Consider the following 19,618-nt stretch of genomic DNA (forward strand, 5'->3'; position numbering starts at 1 on the left):
AAACAAAGTCATTTTTAGGAATAGTGGCTTGGCTGATCGAATTTATATTTGGAGTGTTAGGTAAGAAATTTGCAAAACCTTCGCTTTTTGTCTGTTTTTGGTAGTGCTGTTTTGTTAAGATGGAGTTGTAGGAAACTTTCATAGCTTACTCCTTGAAATTTAGCTTCAAAGAGTAAGCAAAAGTTGTGCCGTAAATTTAAGCGAGATAAATTTATGTTTGTTCACTTTGAGATAAAAATTTTATCTATCAGTAAAAATAAAAGCAAATTTATAGAAAGCATCTTGTAAAATAAAACAATCCTGAAAAAATGTACCGCTTTTTTTAAAAAGTGTACCATACTTTTAGGAAATTTTAAAGAAAGGGAAACTGCAAAAAGGGCAGTTAAAGTATCGATAAGTAGGACATCTATGGTGTCACGGGGGAGACTTGAACTCCCGACCTCCGGCTTATGAGACCAGCGCTCTAACCAGCTGAGCTACCGTGACAACTTAAAATAAGTTTTGGATTATACAACCTAAGAACTTATTTTTAGCTAAAATTTATCTCACACAAATTTTATAGATATAAAAAGCAAATTTGACTGCAAGAGCAGCCAAATTTATTTAAGCTTTTTTAGTGAAAAATCCAACGTAGATGGCGTAGATAAAGCCTAGCACTACAGCATACGGAGCAAAAGGTGTGATGCCAGCTCCTGAGCTTGCAAGCACGAAGTTATGACTTATCGCAGCACCTGCTCCCATACCTAAAACAAAAAGAGCTGAGCTTAAATTTCCGGCCCCCATTTGCACTAGATGTTTGCCAGGGCAGCCGTAGCTTAGACTAAAGCAAAGACCGGCGAGCGTCATACCAAGGAAATTCCAAAGCATATCATTGTGAGCGATAGGCTGAGCTTCAAAGCCAAATTTGTATTGATTTAGCACTAAATTTGTTACGCTTGCGCAGACGATGATAGAGATGATGCCATAAAACATTGAAAAATCACGCTCGAAAACTTTACTGATCGCACCAACCGAACAAAATTTGCTTCTTTGCATAAATGCACCGATGATGATGGCATAAATAAGTGAGATAAATAAATTTGCATGCTGTGAGCCTGGACCTTTTTCTGAGCTAAATAATGCGCCATTTTCGCCAAGTTTTAGACCAAAGATAAGTGCTATCAAAAGTAAAATAGCAATGATAGTTGGCAAAAATCCTATCGCCTTTGCAGTAGTTTCGCTCTCTGGTAAGATGTAGCCATTTTTCTTAAAAGTTCGTCCCACAAAGACGCCAGCAAATAAGCCAACAAGCCCCGCAATAGCAGTCATATCTCCGCCTCCAAGACGCAAAAACGCTCTCCAAGGGCAGCCTAAAAATATAAGGCAGCCTATCATCGCAAACACGCCTAAGAAAAACCTAGAAAATGCCGCACTACCCGATACTGGAGTGAAATTTCTACTCCAAAGCATGCTAGCTAAAAAGCCTCCGATGATAAGCCCTAAAATTTCAGGCCTTAGATACTGCACGACTTTGGCTTGGTGAAAACCAAGCGCCCCCATGCTATCTCGTAAAAAGCAAGCCGCGCAAACGCCCATGTTTGCTGGGTTGCCAAAATGAACGAGCACTGGACCAAGTATGCCAAGGCTCGCACCTGCGATGATGTAAAGTAGTGTTTTGTTCATGTAAATTCCTGTGTAAGGGTAAAACCAGACTGGTTTCTTAAACGACATTTTAATAATCATTAAATAAAACAAAGATTAATTTTTTGTAAAACAGAAGTGGCTAAAATATGCAAAAATTTCATAAAAAGGATAAATGATGAAAGATTTTATGAGCTATGCAGATAGCCTGAAAATTCTAAAAGATACGATAAATGCGTGGGAGAAGGTCGAAAAAGTGGCTATCACGGATGCGCTTGATAGAAATATCGCCTACGATGTGAAAGCCGCTGAAAACTACCCAGCAAAACCAGTTTCGGCGATGGACGGCTACGCTTTTGCCTTTAAAGATGGACTAAACGAGCTTGAGCTCATCACCGATCTGCCAGCAGGTAGTGACAAAGGGCTGCATGTAGAGGGCAGCAAATGCGTCAAAACCTTCACTGGCTCGCTAATGAGCGAAGGTACCGACACTCTTGTGCCAGTTGAAAATGTCGAGGTAAGTGGCTCAAAAATAATCATCAAAAAGAGCGTGCCAAAGGGCTTTGCTGTGCGAGCAGTGGGTGAGAGCTACAAAAAAGGCGAAATTTTAATAAAAAAAGGCACACGTCTAACATACTCTGAGATAGCGCTTCTTGCCGAGCTTGGCGTATTTCACGTAAGCGTATTCATCCGCCCAAGAGTGGCGATACTAGCAACTGGCAGCGAGATAAAAGACCTTGGCGAGCCTCTTGATAGCCCAGCGCAAATTCACAGCTCAAACCACGTAGGTATCGCTATGCAGATACGCAAAATGGGTGCAGAGCCGATCCTTTGTGAGATCGTAAGAGATAAGGCCGAGCTTGTCGAAAAAGCGATCATAAATGCGCTAAAATCAGCCGATATCTTGGTGACGACTGGTGGCATCAGCATGGGTGACTATGACTTTGTAAAGGGCGCTTTAAATGAAAATTTTAGTCTCATCATAGAAGGCGCTGCGATAAAACCAGGCCGCCACATCAGAGTGGCAAAATCAGGTGACAAATATATCTTTGCACTGCCTGGATTTCCGTATTCGGCGATGGTTATGTGCGTGCTTTATGTAAGAGTGCTTATAAACACTTGGTTTAGCCAAGAAGAGCCAAAGATCACGGCGATAATGGACGAAGACTACAAAAAACGCTCGCCATTTTTGGAATTTACAGCGGTAAATTTAGAAAACAGAGATGGCAAGATCTTTGTAAATTTAAACGGTAAAAAGCTTGGTAGCTCAGCGATCGTAAATAACCTAACAAACGAAGCTGCACTGCTTATCATCCCAAAAGAGACAGAGTTTATCGCAAAAGGTGAAGTGGTAGAAGTTTTAAAGATGCCTTGCTAAAATGAGTGAAATTTAAATTTGCCAGAGTTGCTTTGGCAAATTTAGAGTAAAAAGCAGGGAGAGCTCCCTGCTGTGGTTATTTCTCTTCGTTTGTTTTGATGTAAGCGTAGTCAGAAATTTTAGTCCATTCTCTTGCTTTTTTGAGGAAAGCTCTTTGAGACTCGACGATCTCTTTAAATAGTGGATCTTTTGCGCTCTCTTCATCAAGTAGCTCATTTGTAGCCTTTTTAAGAGCTGCGATGACCTCTGGTGGGAAAGATTTTACTTGGATGTCTGGGTACTCAGCCTTCATCTTGTCCCAGTACTCTACGTTTGCGTAAAATACCTTAGTATTCACATCTCTTGCCACCTCAGCAGCAGCCGCTTCAAAGATCGCTTTTAGATCATCTGGAAGTTTTTCATATGCATTTTTGTTGAAGAAAAACTGAGTTTCGCCATCTGGCTCTTGCCAGCCTGTGTAGTAGTATTTTGCCACTTTGTGAAAGCCAAGTGCCATGTCATAAGCTGGGCTAACCCACTCGACCGCATCGATCGTGCCCATCTCAAGAGCCATGTAAAGCTCGCCAGTTGGGATAGTGTTGATATTTGCGCCAAGTTTAGAGTAAATTTCGCCGCCAAAGCCTGGAATTCTGATCTTTAAGCCTTTGATATCATCAACTGACTTGATCTCTTTTTTAAACCAGCCACCCATTTGCATGCCAGTGTTGCCAGCTCTAAAAATTTTGATGTTATACGGGTCAAAAACTTTTGCCTCTAGCTCTTTGCCGCCGCCAAATTCGTACCAAGCTGTTTGCTCGTCGGTATTCATCATAAATGGCGTTGCTGTAAAGAACATTGTCTTAGGGTCTTTGCCTTTGTAGTAGTAGCTAGCTGTGTAGCCGATATCGTACTGACCGCTCTTTGCAAAGTCAAGCATCGCAAAAGGCGACTTATGTTTTGACGGATAGTCGATCCTGATCTCGATGCGGCCGTTACTCATCTTTTCGACCTTCTCTTTTAGCTCTTTTGGAACATCACCAAGCACTGGCATAGTGCTCTCCCATGAGGTTGCAAGCTTGAGCTTATAGACTTTGTCATCTCCCATAGCAGCACAAGCAAGAGCCGCTAGGCCAAGAGATGCTAATAAAAATTTATTCATACTCTCTCCTTTAAAAATTTTGCATATTATACAAAAAATTTACATTATTAAATTGTGTTATAATCGCAAAAATCAAATTACAGGGCATAAAAATGATAAAAAAGACGAAAATTGTAGCGACTTTAGGGCCGGCAAGTGACAACGAAGAGACGATGGAAGCGATGGTTAAAGCAGGTGTTAATGTCTTTCGTTTAAATTTTAGTCACGGAACGCACGAATACCACAAATCAAACATCGACAAGATCAGAAACATCGAAAAAAGACTAAACAAACGCATAGGCATCTTGCAAGATATCTGCGGACCAAAGATCAGGGTTGGTAAGCTTAGTGAGCCATTTTACTTAAAAGCTGGCGATGAGCTTAGCGTCTACGCAGAGGATATCGTGGGCGAAAAGATCGAAAAGGGCGTTTATCGAGTGAGCCTAAATCAGCCTCAAATTTTACCTATGCTAAAGGCTGGCGAGTACGTTTATCTCTATGATGGCTCGATCAGAGCAAGAGTTGTAGGCGAGGGCAAAGAAGTCGTAAAAACCATCATCGAAAATGACGGAATTTTAAACTCAAACAAAGGTGTAAATTTCCCAAATACTACCCTTGGTATCGAGATCATCACGCCAAAAGATAAAGAGGATATGGAATTTGGCGCAAAACACGGCGTAAATTTCGTTGCCATTAGTTTCGTACAAGACGCAAATGACGTGATAAAAGCAAGAAATATCTTAAAAGAATTTGGCTCCAAAGCGGCTATCTTATCTAAGATCGAGAAATTTGATGCGGTTGAAAACATAGACGACATCATCGCAAAGAGCGATGGCATCATGGTAGCTCGTGGTGATCTTGGTATAGAAGTGCCATTTTACAGGGTCCCAACCATACAAAAGCTCATCATCAAAAAGGCAAATGCAGCCAGCAAGCCAGTCATCACAGCAACGCAGATGATGCTAAGTATGGCTGAGCATGAAACTGCTACAAGAGCGGAGATCAGCGACGTGGCAAACGCCGTGCTAGACGGCACTGACGCAGTTATGCTAAGCGAGGAGAGTGCGATCGGCAAAAACCCAGTCGCAGTCGTAGAGGCGATGAGCAAAACGATCATACAAACGCAAAGCATCTATCCATACAATAAATTTGACGAATTTGACTTTTTAGACGAGACTGACATGGTCGCAAATAGCGCAGCTTCGCTAGCTGTTCGCATCAAGGCAAATGCGATACTCTCTATCACAGGCTCAGGCAAATCAGCCATAAAGCTAGCTAGAAACCGCACAAGTATCGACATCATCGCCATCGCGCACGACGAGCAGACAGCTCACATGCTTACCCTTGCTTGGGGTGTGACGCCAGCGCTAGTGCTTGAAAAGACAAAGCTAAATGTCCTTCTTGCAAATGTCATCAAAAAGGCTTACGACGCTGGATACGTCGAACATGACAAGACCTATCTCGTCACAGCCGGCCACCCAACAGGCGTAGAGGGCAGCACAAATCTCATACGTATCATCAGACGCGACCAGCTTGATTATTACCTAGACCTTGCAAAAAATGGCGAGCAAAAGTAGAGCTGGGCAAATTTATGAAAACTATAAGGCTACTCTATCCAGACTACTTAAGTGGCGGTCTGCCGATCTATCATTTTTGGTGCAAATTTGCTCCAGCATATCTTGCCACAAAATACAAATCAACCATTGATAGAGGTAGATATCGCGCCTCCTGATGGCAAAGAAAAAGAGATCGTGGACGGAATTTACGCTAGAGCTGACGTCGTAGCTGGTGTAAAAGATGCCATAGACAAGATTTCTAGCGAAAAGCCCGATAAGATCATAACTATCGGCGGCACATGTTTTGTTTCACTTGCCCCGTTTGACTATCTAAAGGGCAGGTATGAAAATGTCGGTATCATTTGGATAGACGCACACCTAGACGTCTCAACGCCAAAAGATGGCTACCCTATGGCTTATGCCATGGTGCTTGGAGCGCTTTTGGGAAATGGTGACGCTGAGCTTTTATCTCTTGTAAAAAATAAGAAATTTAGAGTATATGAGGTGCTTTACGTGGGACTGCAGGGGCTACATAGCTACTAAAAAGCCTTTTTGGACGAGGTAGGCGTGGACTACGAAGTGCAAAGTGATAAATTTATCTCAAACGAAAAAATAGAAAATTTCATAGCTAAATTTGATTAAAATCTCGTTCATTTTGATATAGATGTGCTTGATGAAAAGTTTTTCCACTCGACATATTTTGCAGACCCAGATGCTGGCGGAGACGGCTCTGGAGGCGGAAAGATGAAATTTGATCAGCTAAGTGAAATTTTATCTCTCATCTCACAAAAAGCTGATGTGGTTGGCTTTAGCATCGCCGAATATATGCCCTTTTACGCATATAAAATGCATCAAATGTTTAATAAAGTGAAAATTTTTACTAGGTGAAGGGTAAACTTATATCCATTTGACTAGCAAATTTTAAAGTTTTGATTAATAGTTTTTATAATTACAATACACAATTTTCTACAAATCAAAGAATTTAAACAAATATCCTAAAATAACCAAAAAATTTAAAGGAAATTTCATGCAAAGTAAGCTTTTTACGCCGCTTAAGATAGGCGGCATGGAGATCAAAAACCGCATTATCATGGCTCCGATGTGTATGTACGAGGTCAAAAAAGAGGACGGCCGTCCAAGGTGCTTTCATAAACTCCACTACGCTACAAGGGCGATCGGTGGTGTTGGCATGATCATCGTAGAGGCGACGGCTGTTGAGGCGCGTGGCAGGATCACCAAAAAGGACCTTGGGCTTTGGAGTGACGAGCAGATCGAGACTCACGCGGAGCTAGTAAAGGGCTGCGCTAAATATGGCGCCAAAATGGCCGTCCAGCTTGCTCATGCTGGCAGAAAGGGCACTTGCGAAGAGATAATTGCACCAAGCGAGGTCAAATTTAGTGATGATTACGCCACGCCAAAAGAGATGAGCGCCGAGGATATCACAAGCATCAAGCAAAGCTTTGTGGACGCAGCCATTAGAGCAAAGAGCGCAGGATACGAGGCTGTGGAGATCCACGCAGCGCATGGATATTTGATAAATCAATTCTTATGTGCTGGCACGAACAAGCGAGATGACGAATACGGCGGCAGTTTTGAAAACCGCATAAGATTTTTGGTTGAAATTTTAAAAGAGACCAAGGCTCGCGTTGATATCACTGTTGGTGTTAGGATAAGTGCTAGTAGCTGGCTTAAGGGTGACTGGGATGTGGAAGATAGCGTAAAGCTAGCGCGTGAGCTAGAGAAAAATGGGGCTGATTACATCCACGTCTCAGCTGGCGGAGTTTACGCAAATGTCGATGCTGCGCTAAAATTTACCCCACTTTATCAAGCTGGCTACGCAAAAGCTGTGAAAAATGCAGTTAAAATTCCAGTCATCGCAGTCGGTCTCATCACAAAGGCAAGCGAGTGCGAAGCATTGCTGCTTGGCGATGTCTGTGACGGCGTGGCGCTTGGTAGAGAGCTACTTAGAAATCCTTACTTCGCCTTTGGCGCTATGAGAGAATTTGGCGAAAATGACAAAATAGAAAACGCCTATAAAAGGGCATACTAAGATTTCACGGCAAGGTGAGAGCCTTGCTAAATTTCACTTTTACACAGCCTAAATTTCACTCCACGCTTTTTGCTGTTTGATTTAAATTTAATATAGTATCATTTGTGCAACTAAACTTTCAGGGGATAAAATGAGGCAAAAGCACTTTGACGTGGCAATTGTTGGAGCGGGCATTAGCGGGACGGCACTCTTTTACGAGTTGGCTGCATTTAGCGATATAAAAAAGGTCGCGCTTTTAGAAAAATATGACGGCGTAGCGACGCTAAATTCAAGCGGCAAGGGCAACTCGCAGACCATCCACTGCGGCGATATCGAGACAAACTACACATTAGAAAAGGCCAAAAAGGTCTCACAAGTGGCAAATATGCCGGTAAGATACGCTCTAAAATACAACTTAGAGGGCAAATATATGTTTGCTCATCAAAAGATGACGCTAGCTATCGGAGACGCCGAAGTAGAGCGCATCAAGGAGCGATATGAGAGCTTTAAAGAGCTATTTCCTTATCTTGAAATTTATGATAGAGAAAAGTTAAAGCAGATCGAGCCAAATGTCGTTTTTGACGCAAATGGTAATGAGAGGCCTGAAAACATCATCGCAATAGGTGCGCAAAATGGCCAGTATACGACGATGGACTTTGGTGGCGTGGCAAATTCGCTCGTGCAAAATGCGCTAAATTTAGGCGGAGATGGCTATGAGATCAGCCTAAGCTCAGAAGTGACTGATATGAAAAAGGTGGGCGATACATTTCACATCAAGATAAATGACGGCGAGGTGATCACCGCAAACTACGTCGTGGTCGATGCTGGAGCACACTCGCTATTTTTAGCTCACAAGATGGGTTATGGGCTTCATCTTAGCACGCTGCCAGTGGCTGGGAGCTTTTATTTTGCTAATAAGCGCCTGCTAAACGGCAAAGTCTATATGGTGCAAAACGACAAGCTACCATTTGCCGCACTCCACGGCGACCCAGACATCCTAGCTAATGGCAACACTCGTTTTGGCCCAACAGCCCTTGTCATACCAAAGCTTGAGAGATTTCACGGAAGTTCTAGCTTTTTTGACTTCTTAAAGTGCTTAAAATTTGACAAAAATGTTCTTGACGTCTTTACAAATTTACTAAAAGACGATGACATTAGGTCGTATATCTTAAGAAATTTCTTGTTTGAAGTGCCATTTATCAACAAAAAAGAATTTGTCAAAGACGCCAGAAAGATCGTGCCAAGCCTAAGCGAAAACGACCTAAGCTATGCTGTAAATTTTGGCGGCGTAAGACCGCAGGTGATTGACCGCAACAAAAAAAGGCTAGAACTTGGCGAGGGCAAGATCAGCACAGGCGAGGGCATAAGCTTTAACATGACGCCAAGCCCAGGGGCTACGAGCTGTTTTGAGACGGCAAGGGCTGATATGGAGGAAATTTGTAAGTTCTTGGGTAAAAATTTCGACGAAGAGAAATTTAACGCTGAGTTTTTTGGGTAGAAGTGGGAGCATTTGATATTTTAAGAAAGGTGCAGATATGCCAAAAACAGCACAACAAAGAAAAGATGAGAGCATAAAAATTTTAAAACAAGAGGGCGTGGCGGTGCTTGAGAGCTTGCCGCTTCGCTATGAAAACAGTGAGGTTACGCCAAGAGACGTGGACGAGATGGTAAGGCGCGCAGTTTGCTCATTTACAGCGATAATGTGTGCTTGCACGATCCGCGATGAAGGCTCTTTGGGCGAAGAAAATATGGCATGGGCAAAGAGCTTTTTAGGTGATGCCTACGATGGACTTAGCGTAAAAGAAAAAGAGGTCGTTGAGGATAGAGCTGATATGAAAACAGCCGTAAATATGGGCTGGAAATATGAGTCGCTATGGATCTTGCTTTGGGCGCTTGGCATAGCTGAAGATATCGGCCAGATGGATAAAATTTGCGACTGCGAGTTTGTGATGGATGTCTTTAGAGAGGGCGGGCTAAAAAGCCGCTCAAAGCTTCGCAGTATGGATGAAATTTTAAGCAAGCTTGACCTAGTTTATCGCTACCACTGGGCATGCGTAGATGCTAGAGTAAATGGCAAAAAGGTGGCTGGACTAGACGAAGAGGTTGTTATGGAGAGGCGAGCAGGGCTTGAGTGGCTATGCTGCAAAGGGCAAGAAAATGACGACCTAAGCGCTGAATTTAACGCTTGGGACTATCCTGATCTAAACACTTGATGTAAGAAATTTTAAGCTCATTTGAGCTTAAAATTTATTTTAATGTAAATGCTATCGGAAAACGAAGATAGCGGTCTTCTTTTGGTTTTGGAAACTCAGAGCTTGCTTTTAAGATATTTTCTATCGCCCCTTTATCAAGCGACTCAAAGCCTGAACTTTTAGTGACCTTTAGCTCATCTATGCTGCCGTCCGTTTTAAGCAAAAATCTAACTTCAACAACGCCTTGGTGTCTCATGCGCCTTGCGTTGCTAGGGTAGTTTTTGTGTTTTTTAACAGCAGCTATGACCTTACTAAAGTCCTCGTCGCTTTGTGCGTTTGATAAATTTAGCTCTTGTGCTACTTTTTGAGTGGGTGCTGCAGTGATAGACTTGTTATTTGCTGGTAAATTTGTATTTACAGCAGGTGCTGGTGTTGTGACAGGAGATGGTGCTGGTTCTGCTTGAGGCTCAGGCTTTGGCTCTACTTTTGGCTCAGGGCGAGGTTTAGGCTCTGGCTTTTTCTCCACTTTTTTTGGCTCAGGTTTTGGCTTTTCTATCTTTTTAGGCTCAGGTTTTGGTTCAGGTTTTGGTTCAGGTTTAGGTTCGGGCTTTGGCTCAGGCTTAGGCTCTGGTTTTGGAGGCTCTGGCGGCGGAGGAGGAGCTGGTGGTGTTGGCTCAGGTATTAGCACTTGCTCAGCTATCTGCGGAGCCGTGGTCTCTGGCACAAATGAGTTAAGAGATATCTTGATAGGCTTTTGTTCGCTTACCTTTATCTCAAAGATGTGATGCGTCATGATAAAATAAAGCGCCACGCTATGCACCAGCAGCGAGACAACTAGGCCGGTATAGTTTGAAATTCTATTCAGAGACTGTTTGGATCGCAAAGTTTTCGTGTCCCTTTTCTTTTAATATATCTATCACTTTTACAAAACTATCAAATTTTGCGTTTTTATCGCTTTTTAGCTGCACTAAAGTCTTGGTATCAATGGCATTTAGTTTCTCTTTTAGCTCACTATCTGAAATCTCCACGTCGTCTATGAAAAATTTATTATCCTTATCGATAACGACACTCACTTTTTTCTCATCCTCTTTTATCTGCTCGGTGCTGTTTGCACTTGGTAGATCGACTGCGATCTTGCCCTGAGCGATAAAGGTCGAGATGCTTAGCACGATGGCTAGCAAAACGAGCATGATATCGATAAATGGGACGATATTTAGCCCATCTTTTTTATTTAGACGCATTTTGAGCCTTGTATCTGTTTATCATGACATCGACTTTTCTAACAAAGCCGTTGTAGATCATGAGCGTTGGGATCGCCACAAGTAGGCCAAATGCAGTCGCTTTTAACGCAAGAGAGAGGCCAACCATGATACTTTTTGTATCGATGCCGCCAGCCATACCCATGTCGTAAAATGTGATCATTATGCCAGCAACCGTGCCAAGAAGTCCGATATATGGGGCATTTGAATAGATGATGTAAAGTGTGGTTAAATTTTTTGTCAGCGCCTCTTCAAGAGTTTCTATGCTTGTGTAACCATTTATATTAACGCGTGAGTAAAAAATAATACGCTCTATCGTATACCAAAGCACAAAAAAGCTCATAATGCCTAAAATACCGATGATTATGTGATCGATATGATGTTTTAAAAGTTCCATAATACCTCTTAGTGTGAAATTTTCGTGTTATTATAACTTGTAATGATAACTAATGTCAAATATTTTTTAGCAAAAAATGAGTAAAATAAAATTAATTTATTTTATTTTACTTGAATTTAAGAATACAGCGACTTTTAAATTTTAAAAAGAGCTGATAATCATTTTTGTTTAAGAGCTGGAAATTTAAAGCTCCAGCTCTTTTACCACACGTGCATTTAGTGCCATTTGCATGTGGTGTAAAAATACATTTTGGTAAAAATCACCACTATGCCCTGGGGCATCGTAGGTTTGCACTAAATTTGCAGGCACGATGATCTCCCTTTTTAAATTTTGCTCATTTGCGCTAAGTCTTAGGTGAGAAACAAGCTGATAGATGCACATATCGGTGCAGTCGCCCATAATGACAAAGTTATCAAATTTACTTATAAATTTATTAAACTCCTGCGAATAAGCGATGCTAAGTGAGTTTTTATAAAAAATTTTCATCTCACCAAAAAAGTCTAAATTTCTTAGCTCATCAACTGCCTGTGCTTCATTTTGCCCTTTTAAAGCATGAGCTGGAAAGCTCGCAAACTCAGCTGAATTTGGCTCATGAGCATCCTGGATGAGGATGAAATTTTTAAGGTCAAATTTCTCCCTTGCTAGCTTAAAAGTCTCTGCTATGCCCTTTGAGAGCTCACCCACACGCTTGCTAGCTAGTGCGCCTTCACAACAAAAGCCATTTATCATATCAACGCTTATAAATGCCACTTTTTCGCTGCCATTTTTAAAAATTTCGCTAAATTTAAGCGCTTTTAGGTCATTTTGCCACGCATTTAGCTCATATAAAATTTTACTCATTACTTCTCCTTTATAGGTAAATTTATACAAAATGTCTTTGGCTCAAGGGTTATCTCTATGCTGCCCTTGTGCGCCTCTATTATCTGCAGGCAAAGGTGCAGCCCCAGGCCATTGCCCTTTAGTTTGCTCGTCTTAAATGGCTCAAAGACGATGTTTTTATTTTTTATAGAGACACCGCTGTCATAGACTATAAATTTATGTTCATTTGGCGTCTTTTCGTAGCTTAGTCTCACCACACCTTCGTCGTTTTCGTCCTCTTCGATGGCGTCTATGGCGTTAAATAAAATGTTTTGAAAGACCATCGCGATGAGGTCAAAGTCGCCACTATAAAGGGCGTCAGGGAAATTTAGCTCGAAAGTTATATCTTTTGAATACTCATAAAATTTAAGCGCCTCCTCGCACTCGCTTTTGATATCTAAAAAGTTAAATTCCCTTGGCGTGATACTAAGCCCTTTTGTAAAAAGTAGCGTTGCTTTAATGATGCGCTCAACTCGCCAAATTCCCTTTTGTATTTGCCCTACGATAGGCAAAATTTTTGGCTCAGCTCTTTTTAAAAGGGTGGAGTTTAGAAGCGAGATAGAGCCTATGGGGTTTCTTATCTCGTGAGCTAGGTGCGCTGCTACTTGACCCATCGAGGCTAGGCGCTCGGTGCGTTTTTCCTGCGTTATGTCGGTAGCTGAGATGATCTTTTTATCATCTTTGACCACCTTTTTTACAAGATAAATTTGTGAGTCAAAGTTTAGCTCGCCCTCATCTTTTGGGACGAAATTTAGCGCTTTGCCAAGCTTTTGCGCCTCTGAGTTTTGCAAGAAAATTTCATCACTTTCATCAAGCACCCAAATGGCATTTGGCAAAATTTCCACGATATCTTTTATAAAACCTTGCAAGCTCATATAAGAAGCAGTCAAATTTTTATACTCACGCTCTATCAGATAGGTCTGCTCTATCAGGCTTTTTAGGCCATTTTGTATATCGATATCACTCACAGCAACTCCTCATAATCTTTTATCTCATAAAGCCTAAGCCGCTCATCTTTTAAGCCCAAAAGCTCGTTGCTAAAGCCACTTTTTGAAAAAAGTGCCACGATATCTGGCTTTATGCCAAGCCTTTCGCACTTGTGAAGGACTAAATTTAAGACATTTTTACAAATTTTTCGCTCTTTATACTTTGCTTCGCCGACTATTATCTTGCCATTTATGCTAAAAAGCATGTCAAGCTCTATATTTTTGCTCCAAAATGAGCTTAGTAAAATGCCGTTAAATCCAAGCTTTTTAGCCATTAACTCGCCGCTTAAAAGCTCAAAGCCAAGGCTTGCATATTCATCAAATTCTCTTCTTATAAGCTCTAAAATTTCATCACTCCTGCCCTCTTTTAAAAGGCTTAAATTTGGCTCGATAAATCTAAACCAAAACCTTGAAAAATGGCTATTGAAGTGAATTTTATCCTCTATCTTATAAGCTCGCTCGCTCTTTTTTAAAATTTGGCGTTTGTTTTTTACTCGTGGCTTTTCTTGGCTCTTTTCAATCACTAAAAAATCCTTGCTAAAAAGCTTTGCATAGACCCTGTTTGTCATGCTTTGGGGCAAAATTTTATTTACGCTAAATTTCTTCCTGTCGCTTCTAGCTAGCTTAATGAGAGCCATTTTAATGGCCTCGTCACTGTCCTCGTCAAAGTAAAACCTAGCCATCAAATTTTTATAATCATCTAAAATTTCAGCCCTGATCGCCTCAAAAACATCGTAGTATGAGCCCTTTAATAAAAAGTCATCAAAAACCAGATGAAATTTTATAACTTCAGCAATACCAAGATGTTTCATTCGCTCAAATGTCGATTTTATGGCTAAAATTTCGTATCCTTTGTGTGGCGGATTGTAGCATATTTTTAGAAAATTTTAATTATAATCACGCAAAAACTAAAAGGCTAAAGTTGGTAAATTTAGAGCACATTAGAAGAGATATTATTTTAAAAAAAGGGATACATTATTTCGACTACACAGCCTCAGGACTTGCGTATAAGCCTATCGAGGACGAGGTCGCTGATATCTTAAAAACCTACGCCAACACCCACTCGCTAACGTCCTCAAACGCCTATAAAACGCAGCTTTTATATGATAACGCTAGAAGTGAGCTAAAGCGCGCGCTTGGGCTTGATGATAGATTTTATCTCATAGCCACTGGATACGGCGCTACTGGTGCGATCAAGAAATTTCAAGAGCTTTTGGGACTTTACGTGCCCCCAGCTGCTAAAAGAAGGTTTGATCTAAAGCCAAACAACGACTCGCCGCTAGTTATACTTGGCCCTTATGAGCACCACTCAAATGAGATCAGCTTTAAAGAGGCTCTTTGCGAGGTTGAGCGCATCAGGCTGGCAAAAGATGGCGGTATAAATTTTGGGCATTTGGAGCAAATTTTAAAGATAAACCAAGGGCGTGAGATCATCGCTAGCTTTAGCGCCGCCTCAAACGTCACAGGCGTCATAAGTGACTACAAGCAAATTTACACGATGGTGAAGAAATTTGGCGGTATCGTGGCATTTGACGTGGCGAGCCTTAGTGCTTATGCAAATTTAGACTGCGACTACTTTGACGCGCTCTTTATCTCGCCGCATAAGCTTCTTGGCGGAGTTGGCAGTTGTGGGCTACTAGCTATCAAAAAAGTGCTAGCAAATGACGATGTGCCAAGCTTTGCAGGCGGTGGCACGGTAAGCTATGTGAGCAAAAACTACCATATATTTTTAAAGGATCAAGAGGCACTTGAAGAGGCTGGCACACCGCCTATTTTGGGGCTTATACGTGCAAATTTAGCCTACAGACTAAGAGAAGAGATAGGGCTTGCTACCATTTATGAAAACGAGAGCGAGCTTAGCGACTATCTTTGCCAAAGACTAAGAGAAATCCCGGAGCTTATAAGCTACTGCCCACCAAATTTGAAGCGCCTTGCCATTTTTTCATTTAATGTAAAAAACGTAGCTCCATACGAGCTTTCAAAAATTTTAAGCAAAGAGTATGGCATACAAACACGTGCTGGCTGCTCGTGCGCAGGCTCATACGGGCATGATCTTTTGGGGCTAAAAGAGGATCCAAGCTTCACTCACAAGCCAGGCTGGGTGAGGGTCAGCCTGCACTATACGCATACCTTTGAGGATATTGATTATTTGGTGAGTGCGATCAAGAAAAGTATCGAAAAATACGCACTTTCATGGCAGGTCAAAGACCCTTTTGACGTAAAAGAGATAAGTGGGTGTGTCGGTGAGTAAGAAAAATGTTTTGATAGTTGCGGGAAGCGACAGCGTCGGCGGTGCAGGAGTGCAGGCGGATATAAAAAGCTGCGAGGCATTTGGCTGCTTTAGCGCAAGCGTCATCACAGCCGTGACCGCGCAAAATACAAATGGCGTTAGCAGCGTGCTTGCGATGCCAGCAAACATGGTGAAAGCTCAGTTTGAGATGGTGCTAGCCGAGCTTGATATAGACGCTGTGAAGGTTGGCATGCTCTTTAATGAGGAGATAATAGCCGTTGTAAGCGCGTTTTTAAGAGAATTTCGAGCTAAAAATGTGCCAGTTGTCATAGACCCAGTTTGCGTAGCAAAGTCAGGCGCAAAACTGCTGGAAGACGCAGCGATCGAAGCGCTAAAAGAGCTTTTAAAGCTCGCAAGTGTCGCCACGCCAAACGTAGATGAGGCTAGGATTTTGGGGATTGATTTTGCAAATTTACCTTGCGATATAGTGCTAAAGCGAACGAAGGTTGATGAAATTTGCGAGGATACGCTCTATCTAAAAGGCGGCGAAGTGATGAAATTTAGCGAGGAGCTTTTTGAGCCAAAGGTGATGCACGGCGCTGGTTGTAGCTTCTCAAGCTCTCTAGCGGCCATTTTAGCGCAGCAAAACGATCTAATAAGTGCCATAAAAATGGCTAAAAAATTTGTGGCAAATGGGATAAAAAATGCTCATAAAAGTAAATTTGGCGCAAGACTTATAGATCATAAAGCAGGGCTTGATGGCTGAAATTTACGCTATCAGTGATGACTTGCTAATGCCTGAAAATTTGGCTTTGGAGTACACTAGAGAAATTTTGGAGTGCGGGGTTAAATTTTTTCAGTTTAGGTCAAAAAAAGCGGTCAAAAACGAAAGGCTTGCAAGTGAAATTCTAAATTTATGCGAGAAATTTGGTGCGAAATTTATAGTAAATGACGATGTCAAATTTGCTAAAAAGATAGGCGCAAAGGCCGTTCATCTAGGCAAAGATGACGAGGGCATAAAAGAGGCGTTTGAGATTTTGGGCAAAGACGCATATGTGGGCGTTAGTTGCTATGGCGATATAAGCTTAGCCATAAATGCCGCTAAAAATGGTGCTAGCTACGTTGCTTTTGGCTCTGTTTTTACAAGCCCTACAAAGCCAAATGCCCCAAAATGCGACCTTAAAGTGGTTAGAGAGACAAAGCAAATTCTAAACCTACCTGTTTGCGTCATAGGTGGCATAAATGAGACAAATATCGGCTCACTTTCCTACGCAAATCCCGATCTCATCGCTATCATCTCAGCAATCTACAAAGATGGTAACATCAAAGAAAATATCAAAAATTTACAAAAGATAATCAAAAATTTTTAAATTTATAAGAAAATATTTATTTAGAAGCGTTTTTTGGATTTTAAGTTCTAAAAAATGAGATAAATTTTAAAGGGCAAATTTGAGGTAAAAGAACGAGGCAGTTGCCTGCCCCGCTAGTTAGCATTAAGCCGACTTTTCTTTGAGATATTTGTTTATAAGAGTTGTGATCTCTTCGCCGTGAGGAAATCTTGACTCATCGTTTCCGATGCGATCTTTCTTAGAAAAAATAACATCTCCATTAACCTCGACGATGAAATTTCCACCATCTCCTACAACCAACTCGACTCTTGCATCACTAAAGTTCGTTTTTATTTCATCTTCTACACGAGAAGCTACCGGACGATAGTTTCAAGAGTTGCAGTAAATAATTTTTACTTGCATGCTCTGTCCTTTCTTGTGAAATAAGCTTTGATTATATAAAATTTATCCTAACGAACAGATAACACGAGAAAGGGTGATTTTATGAAAAAGGTAGCCGTAATCCTAGCTGATGGTTTTGAAGAGATCGAGGCGCTAACCTCCGTTGATGTCTTACGTAGAGCAGGTGCGATAGCATCTATCGCTAGCTTAAAGGATGCGCAGATCAGAGGAGCTCACAATATAGTCGTAAAAGCTGATGTCACACTTCGTGAGGTGGAGGAGCTAGGCTATGATGCGATCGTGCTTCCAGGAGGTCTGCCTGGTGCAGAAAATCTTGCAAATGATGCCAAACTAAGAGAAATTTTGCGAAAATTTGATAAAGAGGGCAAGCTCATTTGTGCTATTTGTGCTGCTCCTATGGTGCTTGAGCGAGCTGGGGTGCTAAAAGATAGCTTTGTTTGCTACCCTGGCTTTGAAGAAAATGTAAGAAGCGACAAAAGAGGCTACGTAAGCGATAAAAACGTGCTAAAAGATCAAAACATCATCACTGGCAAGGGACCTGCTTTTTCTATGGAATTTGCACTTTTTATAGTGAAAAATTTGCTTGGCGAAGAGAGCTATTTTAAAGTAAAAAATGATTTACTTTATAAATAGTTTATAAAAAAATTGTAATTTTTTATTTAATTATTCTACTTAAACTTAAGAATAAATTTTGTTTAGTGATAGATATTATAACACCTTGCTGTTGCGATTTGTTTCATTTAAGGATATTTTTTAAAAATTTATAATATTTTTCTTGGTTTTTACATCTTTTTGACGGAAATAAGCTATTATTTCTCTAATCGATCAGATCGATAATTTTTTTAAGGAATAATCCTGTGAACATTTATGTAGGAAATTTGTCGTATAGAACGACAGAGGCAGAGTTGAAGGAAGCTTTTGCACAATTTGGTGAAGTAAAGCGCGCAAAGATCGTAAAAGATAGAGAGACAGACCGCTCAAAGGGCTTTGGCTTTGTTGAGATGGATGATGCGAGCGAGGGCCAAAAGGCGATCGACGCACTAAATGAAAAAGAACTCGGCGGACGCACTTTAAGAGTAAATGAGGCTAGACCAAGAGACTAACGACTATTTGCCACCACTTGGTGGCATAGTCTCTCGCATAGCTCCCACGCCAAGCGGCTATCTACACGCTGGCAACGCCTACAACTTTATCTTGACTTATCTTCTGACGCGCTCACTGGGTGGCGTTTTGCACTTAAGGATTGATGATTATGACCTTGGCAGATACCGGCGCGAATTTGTTCAAAATATCTTTGATGTGTTAGAATTTCTGGGGCTTTGTTACGACAAAGGTGCCACAAGCGTTAGTGACTTTGAGCGTAATTTTAGCTTTAAAACAAGAGCTAAAAGATATGAAAATGCACTTGAAAAGCTAAGTGAAATTTACATTTGTGAATGCACAAGAGCCACGAAAGATGCCTATGAAAACGGCATTTACACTAAAATTTGCAAAGATAAAAAGCTAAAATTTATAAAAGATAAAACCACTATCAGACTAAGTGTTGATGAAAACGATGAGCTTGGCAGGCAGGTGGCAGCGCAGATGGGCGATTTTGTCATTTATAAAAAGGATTTTACCCCAGCTTACAACTTTGCAAGCGTCATAGATGATGAGGATATGGGGATAAATTTAGTCGTTAGAGGTGAGGACTTGCTGCCTTGCACATTGGCTCAAAGATACCTTGCAAAAAGGCTAAATTTTAGCTTTTTAAATGCTAAATTTATCCATCACAAGCTACTTTTAGACGGAGCAAAAAAGCTTTCTAAAAGCTCGAAATCGCTGCCGATTGACTTAAAAGCAAATTCACAAATTTATTACAAAATGGTCGCAAATGATCTTGGGCTAAATTTATGTTCAGCAGATAAAATTTCAAACCTTCTTTATGAATTTAGGCTCAAAAATATGGCCGAGAAATTGATGGGCTCTTAAATTTTGCTAGAAAATTTAGATATGTGGTGTGTTGGCGCTTTCGCATGCGTTGTTTTGTAAATTTTAAAATCTCGTTCGCTCGCAAGAGTTGACTACTAAAATTTGGCTTCGCTCATAGCTTAGCTCAAATTTTAGAGCCGATATTACTCACTCATGAAAATTTAAAATTTGCTATAAATTTAGCTGATAACAAATCGCATGCGGTGCTTTAGCACTAACGCATGCCACTTCTAACGTGCGAGGGGATTGGGGGATTTAAAAAGGGGGATAAGGG

General features: G+C 41.2%; 23 protein-coding genes and 1 tRNA gene. 14 read left to right on the forward strand and 10 right to left on the reverse strand.

The window, feature by feature from the left end; genetic code table 11:
- Nucleotides 1–409: 409 nt before the first annotated feature.
- Together G6W42_RS09845 and yedE are read right to left on the reverse strand one after the other, a co-directional pair.
- A tRNA-Met gene (locus G6W42_RS09845) sits at nt 410–486 on the reverse strand.
- Between the two features lie 117 nt (nt 487–603).
- Nucleotides 604–1,662 (reverse strand): YedE family putative selenium transporter, encoded by a 1,059-nt coding sequence (gene yedE, locus G6W42_RS09850; protein ID WP_194173857.1) that lies wholly within the window; start codon nt 1,660–1,662, stop codon nt 604–606.
- A gap of 136 nt (nt 1,663–1,798) precedes the next feature.
- On the opposite strand from yedE, the gene G6W42_RS09855 reads away from it, so the two are divergent.
- Entirely contained in the window at nt 1,799–2,998 is a 1,200-nt protein-coding gene (locus tag G6W42_RS09855) for a molybdopterin molybdotransferase MoeA (protein ID WP_107847364.1), read from the forward strand.
- 76 nt (nt 2,999–3,074) lie between these two features.
- Here G6W42_RS09855 and G6W42_RS09860 read toward each other — a convergent pair whose 3' ends face one another.
- On the reverse strand, nt 3,075–4,136 hold the full coding sequence (locus G6W42_RS09860) for a TRAP transporter substrate-binding protein (RefSeq protein ID WP_194173858.1): 1,062 nt from the start codon (nt 4,134–4,136) through the stop codon (nt 3,075–3,077).
- Nucleotides 4,137–4,228: 92 nt separating this feature from the next.
- Here G6W42_RS09860 and pyk point away from each other — a divergent pair, with 92 nt between their 5' ends.
- The 7 genes from pyk to G6W42_RS09890 all read left to right on the forward strand — a co-directional run bounded on the left by pyk (nt 4,229) and on the right by G6W42_RS09890 (nt 9,913).
- Nucleotides 4,229–5,692, forward strand: a complete 1,464-nt coding sequence (pyk, locus tag G6W42_RS09865) for a pyruvate kinase (RefSeq protein ID WP_194173859.1) — start codon at nt 4,229–4,231, stop codon at nt 5,690–5,692.
- Between the two features lie 14 nt (nt 5,693–5,706).
- The gene (locus G6W42_RS09870) at nt 5,707–5,847 is read left to right on the forward strand and encodes a hypothetical protein (RefSeq protein ID WP_194173860.1); all 141 of its coding nucleotides are present in this window, start codon (nt 5,707–5,709) and stop codon (nt 5,845–5,847) included.
- Nucleotides 5,819–6,214, forward strand: coding sequence for an arginase family protein (locus G6W42_RS10610; RefSeq protein WP_242042741.1), 396 nt, complete (start codon nt 5,819–5,821; stop codon nt 6,212–6,214). Before G6W42_RS09870 ends, G6W42_RS10610 begins: the two co-directional genes overlap by 29 nt.
- Nucleotides 6,215–6,337: 123 nt before the next feature.
- On the forward strand, nt 6,338–6,559 hold the full coding sequence (locus G6W42_RS10615) for a hypothetical protein (protein ID WP_242042742.1): 222 nt from the start codon (nt 6,338–6,340) through the stop codon (nt 6,557–6,559).
- Between the two features lie 139 nt (nt 6,560–6,698).
- On the forward strand, nt 6,699–7,721 hold the full coding sequence (locus G6W42_RS09880) for an NADH:flavin oxidoreductase/NADH oxidase (protein WP_194173861.1): 1,023 nt from the start codon (nt 6,699–6,701) through the stop codon (nt 7,719–7,721).
- Between the two features lie 130 nt (nt 7,722–7,851).
- Nucleotides 7,852–9,198 (forward strand): FAD-dependent oxidoreductase, encoded by a 1,347-nt coding sequence (locus tag G6W42_RS09885; protein ID WP_194173862.1) that lies wholly within the window; start codon nt 7,852–7,854, stop codon nt 9,196–9,198.
- Between the two features lie 37 nt (nt 9,199–9,235).
- A complete protein-coding gene (locus tag G6W42_RS09890) occupies nt 9,236–9,913 on the forward strand; it encodes a DUF4272 domain-containing protein (protein WP_194173863.1) in 678 nt (225 codons plus the stop codon).
- 34 nt (nt 9,914–9,947) lie between these two features.
- Here G6W42_RS09890 and G6W42_RS09895 read toward each other — a convergent pair whose 3' ends face one another.
- From G6W42_RS09895 to G6W42_RS09920, 6 genes are all read right to left on the reverse strand, one after another.
- A complete protein-coding gene (locus G6W42_RS09895; RefSeq protein WP_194173872.1) occupies nt 9,948–10,712 on the reverse strand; it encodes a TonB family protein in 765 nt (254 codons plus the stop codon).
- Between the two features lie 37 nt (nt 10,713–10,749).
- Nucleotides 10,750–11,133, reverse strand: a complete 384-nt coding sequence (gene exbD, locus G6W42_RS09900) for a TonB system transport protein ExbD (protein WP_194173864.1) — start codon at nt 11,131–11,133, stop codon at nt 10,750–10,752.
- On the reverse strand, nt 11,120–11,548 hold the full coding sequence (exbB, locus tag G6W42_RS09905) for a TonB-system energizer ExbB (protein ID WP_194173865.1): 429 nt from the start codon (nt 11,546–11,548) through the stop codon (nt 11,120–11,122). The genes exbD and exbB overlap by 14 nt, the downstream gene beginning before the upstream one ends.
- A gap of 183 nt (nt 11,549–11,731) precedes the next feature.
- A complete protein-coding gene (locus tag G6W42_RS09910; protein WP_194173866.1) occupies nt 11,732–12,388 on the reverse strand; it encodes a cysteine hydrolase family protein in 657 nt (218 codons plus the stop codon).
- Nucleotides 12,388–13,374, reverse strand: coding sequence for an ATP-binding protein (locus G6W42_RS09915; protein WP_194173867.1), 987 nt, complete (start codon nt 13,372–13,374; stop codon nt 12,388–12,390). Before G6W42_RS09915 ends, G6W42_RS09910 begins: the two co-directional genes overlap by 1 nt.
- Nucleotides 13,371–14,204 carry a DUF234 domain-containing protein gene (locus G6W42_RS09920; protein ID WP_194173868.1) on the reverse strand — a complete coding sequence of 278 codons (834 nt, stop codon included), beginning with the start codon at nt 14,202–14,204 and terminating at the stop codon, nt 13,371–13,373. Before G6W42_RS09920 ends, G6W42_RS09915 begins: the two co-directional genes overlap by 4 nt.
- A 110-nt stretch (nt 14,205–14,314) precedes the next feature.
- Here G6W42_RS09920 and G6W42_RS09925 point away from each other — a divergent pair, with 110 nt between their 5' ends.
- The 3 genes from G6W42_RS09925 to thiE are packed head-to-tail and all read left to right on the forward strand — an operon-like array spanning nt 14,315 to nt 16,992.
- Complete coding sequence (locus tag G6W42_RS09925) at nt 14,315–15,643, forward strand: aminotransferase class V-fold PLP-dependent enzyme (protein WP_107856960.1); 1,329 nt, start codon at nt 14,315–14,317, stop codon at nt 15,641–15,643.
- The gene (thiD, locus tag G6W42_RS09930; RefSeq protein ID WP_194173873.1) at nt 15,630–16,388 is read left to right on the forward strand and encodes a bifunctional hydroxymethylpyrimidine kinase/phosphomethylpyrimidine kinase; all 759 of its coding nucleotides are present in this window, start codon (nt 15,630–15,632) and stop codon (nt 16,386–16,388) included. Before G6W42_RS09925 ends, thiD begins: the two co-directional genes overlap by 14 nt.
- Nucleotides 16,381–16,992: a thiamine phosphate synthase gene (gene thiE / locus G6W42_RS09935; protein ID WP_194173869.1), complete on the forward strand. Its 612-nt coding sequence runs from the start codon at nt 16,381–16,383 to the stop codon at nt 16,990–16,992. Before thiD ends, thiE begins: the two co-directional genes overlap by 8 nt.
- Before the next feature lie 123 nt (nt 16,993–17,115).
- On the opposite strand, the gene G6W42_RS10700 is transcribed toward thiE, so the two are convergent.
- On the reverse strand, nt 17,116–17,373 hold the full coding sequence (locus G6W42_RS10700) for a SelT/SelW/SelH family (seleno)protein (protein WP_258031662.1): 258 nt from the start codon (nt 17,371–17,373) through the stop codon (nt 17,116–17,118).
- An 81-nt stretch (nt 17,374–17,454) separates the two neighbouring features.
- On the opposite strand from G6W42_RS10700, the gene G6W42_RS09945 reads away from it, so the two are divergent.
- The 3 genes from G6W42_RS09945 to G6W42_RS09955 all read left to right on the forward strand — a co-directional run bounded on the left by G6W42_RS09945 (nt 17,455) and on the right by G6W42_RS09955 (nt 19,344).
- Nucleotides 17,455–18,006 (forward strand): DJ-1 family glyoxalase III, encoded by a 552-nt coding sequence (locus tag G6W42_RS09945; protein ID WP_194173870.1) that lies wholly within the window; start codon nt 17,455–17,457, stop codon nt 18,004–18,006.
- A 224-nt stretch (nt 18,007–18,230) separates the two neighbouring features.
- On the forward strand, nt 18,231–18,476 hold the full coding sequence (locus tag G6W42_RS09950) for an RNA recognition motif domain-containing protein (RefSeq protein ID WP_103652043.1): 246 nt from the start codon (nt 18,231–18,233) through the stop codon (nt 18,474–18,476).
- Complete coding sequence (locus G6W42_RS09955) at nt 18,454–19,344, forward strand: glutamate--tRNA ligase family protein (protein ID WP_194173871.1); 891 nt, start codon at nt 18,454–18,456, stop codon at nt 19,342–19,344. Before G6W42_RS09950 ends, G6W42_RS09955 begins: the two co-directional genes overlap by 23 nt.
- Nucleotides 19,345–19,618 lie beyond the last annotated feature (274 nt).

This window comes from Campylobacter concisus (genome assembly GCF_015230015.1).
In the GTDB taxonomy this organism is placed as follows: domain Bacteria; phylum Campylobacterota; class Campylobacteria; order Campylobacterales; family Campylobacteraceae; genus Campylobacter_A; species Campylobacter_A concisus_AF.